The 2,921-nt window shown below is 63.5% G+C and carries 2 protein-coding genes; one reads left to right on the top strand and one right to left on the bottom strand.

Annotated features, from left to right (window positions below; translation table 11 throughout):
• Nucleotides 1-302: 302 nt before the first annotated feature.
• On the top strand, nt 303-1,325 hold the full coding sequence (locus tag FJZ36_18770) for a serine hydrolase (protein MBM3216942.1): 1,023 nt from the start codon (nt 303-305) through the stop codon (nt 1,323-1,325).
• 94 nt (nt 1,326-1,419) lie between these two features.
• Here FJZ36_18770 and FJZ36_18765 read toward each other — a convergent pair whose 3' ends face one another.
• Complete coding sequence (locus FJZ36_18765; protein MBM3216941.1) at nt 1,420-2,439, bottom strand: zinc-binding alcohol dehydrogenase family protein; 1,020 nt, start codon at nt 2,437-2,439, stop codon at nt 1,420-1,422.
• Between the last annotated feature and the right edge of the window lie 482 nt (nt 2,440-2,921).

Below are 2,921 nucleotides of genomic sequence, written 5' to 3'. Positions count from 1 at the left end.
CGGCGCGGTGGGCGGCGGCGGCACGCTGATCAAGACGGACGTGTTCCAAGCCATGGAATCGCCCTACTTCTCGTTCCACCACCGGCTGCCAGACGGCAGATACGTCGGTGAAGACCTCTACTTCTGCCAGAAGGCGGGCGACGCCGGCTTCGAGGTCTACTGCAAGACCGACCTGATCTACCCCCACCTTCTGACCGTCGCGATCAACATCAACGCGCAGGGAGAGATCGGCTACAGTCAGGTACAGTGACGCTGCAGCGACAGCCAGACGCGCCGAACGCAGCTTGCGGGAGAAGACAGACATGCCGGACGCTCATCCGTTCCCGGGAGCCGACTGGGAGTACCGCGGGCCCGCCAGCCAGGGATTCTCCGACGACGCAGGAGCCGCCATCGGCTCATGGTTCGAGCGCAACGCGGGCGATCGGAACTACTGTGCGCTTGTCGTGCGTCACGGGTACATCGTCGGGTTCTGGTTGCGCAGGACGTCATTGAAGTCGCCGGTTCGGATGGCATCTGCCGCGAAGTCCCTCTACGCCGGCGTGCTGGGCATCGCCGTTCGCGAAGGGAAGATCGGTTCCGTCGATGACCTGGTCGCAGACTACTACCCGGAGATGATGGAAGTCGGCGAGCGCGAGGGTCCCAAGCCGGGCAGGTACGCGTTCGGCAAGGAGAAGGATATCACGTTCCGCCACCTCATATCGAACACGTCCGGGTACATGAAGCCCGGCGAGCAGCCGGGGACCGTCTTCCACTACCAGACGTACGGTATGAACGTTCTCACTCATGCGCTGGCGAAAGCGTATGGCTACTACAACGCGGACGATCCCACCGGATCGCCCGGATGCGGCAGGCTCATCGAGGAGAAGATCCGCGACCGGATCGGAGGAACCTGGACCTACTCGTATACGAACTTCGACCTCTGGGACCAGGCGAAGCTCGGAGTCTACGGCTACTACACGCAGTTGAGCGCGTCGGCGTTCGACATGGCGCGCATGGGATACCTATGGCTGCGCGGTGGCACTTGGGCGGGGCAGTCGGTCATCCCGTCAGCCTGGCACGTCGAAGAGACCCAGGTTCCGCAGATGATCCTCGACCATTGCCCCGACTCGGAATGGCGGTATGGGCTGGGCTTCTGGACGAATCAGTACGGCAAGCTGTGGCCCCACCTGCCCACGGACTCATACGCGGCGTCGGGAGCGGGAAGTATCCACATCTGGGTATGTCCGAGCCTCGACCTGGTCGTCGTCCAGAGTCCTGGCATCTGGTCGGACCAGGCGGAAAACGACACGGGATTGCTGCGCCTAGTTGTCGGCGTCTGCGATTGAGAAGTGGTCGACGAACCGATCCATCGTCAGTTCGGTTGTCCGTATCGGAAGGAGAGCGTCGAGCGACATCGTCCGCCTGTGACGCACGGACTCGTCACGGGAACGAAACCACTGCCTTTACCGTCTTGGAGCCCGGGCCGAGCCACGTCGGGAAGTCGTCGATGATCGTCTCGCTTGTGGATCGATGCGTGATCCACGGGTCGGTGACGACGGTTCCCGCCTCCATGTGGTCTAGGACACTCCGAAAATCCGCCGTCGTGGAGTTGCGCGTGGCAAAGAGGGTCAGTTCCTTGCGGTGGAACTCGGGATCGCTGAACGTGATGTCCGACTGAACGAGCCCGACGAACACGACTCGACCGCCATTGGCTGCGAAGTCCAAGGAGCGCTCCATCGACTTCGGGTTCCCCGTGGCATCCATGACGAGCGTGGGCATGTCTCCGCCGGTCAGGCGCTCCAGTGCCGCCTGCGTGTCGTCGTCGGCTGCAATGAGATGCTCGACGCCGAACACGCCGGCACAGAACGCGAGGCGATCCGGGTTCACGTCGATCACGACGACTCGCGCCCCGGACAGTGCCGCGAACTGAACCACCGAGAGGCCGATGGGACCCGCTCCCACGACGCAGACCCACTCCCCGGGCTCAGGTCTGCCCCTGCCGACCGCGTGATGCCCGATTCCAAGCGTTTCCACCAAGGCGAGCTGCTCGAACGTCAGCGTGTTCGACGGATGGAGCTTCTCCAACGGCACGACGAGGCGCTCGCACATGCCGCCGTCCATGTGTACGCCAAGCACGCGCAGACGCGCGCAGCAGTTCGTCTTCCCGCTTCGGCAGGCGATACAGGAACCGCAGTTCAGATAGGGCTCCACCGCGCATCGGACGCCAGGAGCAATGCCTCGGTCATTTGCTGGCGCTTCCAGCACCTCGACGCCGAGCTCGTGTCCCAGAATCCGTGGATACGAGAAGTAGGGTTGCCTGCCGCGATAGGCGTGCAGGTCCGTGCCGCAGACACCGACGCAATGAACTCTGACGAGGGCGCTGCGAGCCAACGGCTCGGAGGGCTCTTTGTTGTCAGCAAGCCTCAGCCTGCCCGGCGCGTCGAGAATGACCGTGCGCATGGATCCCTCTTTTGCCGCCGACGGTCGTGCAGCAATGCCACGCTGACTGGCGCGGCGCTTCGCCAGTCTACCACATGCACGCAGGCGTTGGCTCGTTCAGTCGGTGCAGGGTTGTTTCATGAACGAGTCTCGCCGCCTGCTGCGCAGGTCCAACACTACCTGGATTCCCGCGAAGCGGGAATCCAGGCTCTGGGCTCCGCTTCCTGGCCCCGCGAAGGCGGGGCTCGCGGGAGCGACAGCGATAGAGGGTCAGCGCGTCGACGGATGCCGCAGCGCGTGGGCATCAGCCGGTTGCCTGGGCGCAGAAGCGCGAGGCGAGGTGTGCTCATGAAACAGCCCTGTCAGTCGGTGAGATCCTGACCGCTTCTCAGTTTCGGGCGAGGACTTGGTAGGTTTCCTGGCATGGCTTGATAGTTGGTGGCTGGCGGTTTGCGCGGACGAAGTGGGTTGTGATGCGTCGATGGAATTGGGTGAGGTAGATG

It is taken from the genome of Candidatus Poribacteria bacterium, assembly GCA_016866785.1.
Taxonomy (GTDB): Bacteria; Poribacteria; WGA-4E.
The sequence above is the reverse complement of the archived record's forward strand: the minus strand, read 5'-3'. Positions and strand labels throughout refer to the sequence as shown.

Excerpts from the sequence above, each read along its gene's own strand:
- FJZ36_18765 (MBM3216941.1), bottom strand. The coding sequence starts at position 2,439 with ATGCGCACGGTCATTCTCGACGCGCCGGGCAGGCTGAGGCTTGCTGAC.
- FJZ36_18770 (MBM3216942.1), top strand. The coding sequence starts at position 303 with ATGCCGGACGCTCATCCGTTCCCGGGAGCCGACTGGGAGTACCGCGGG.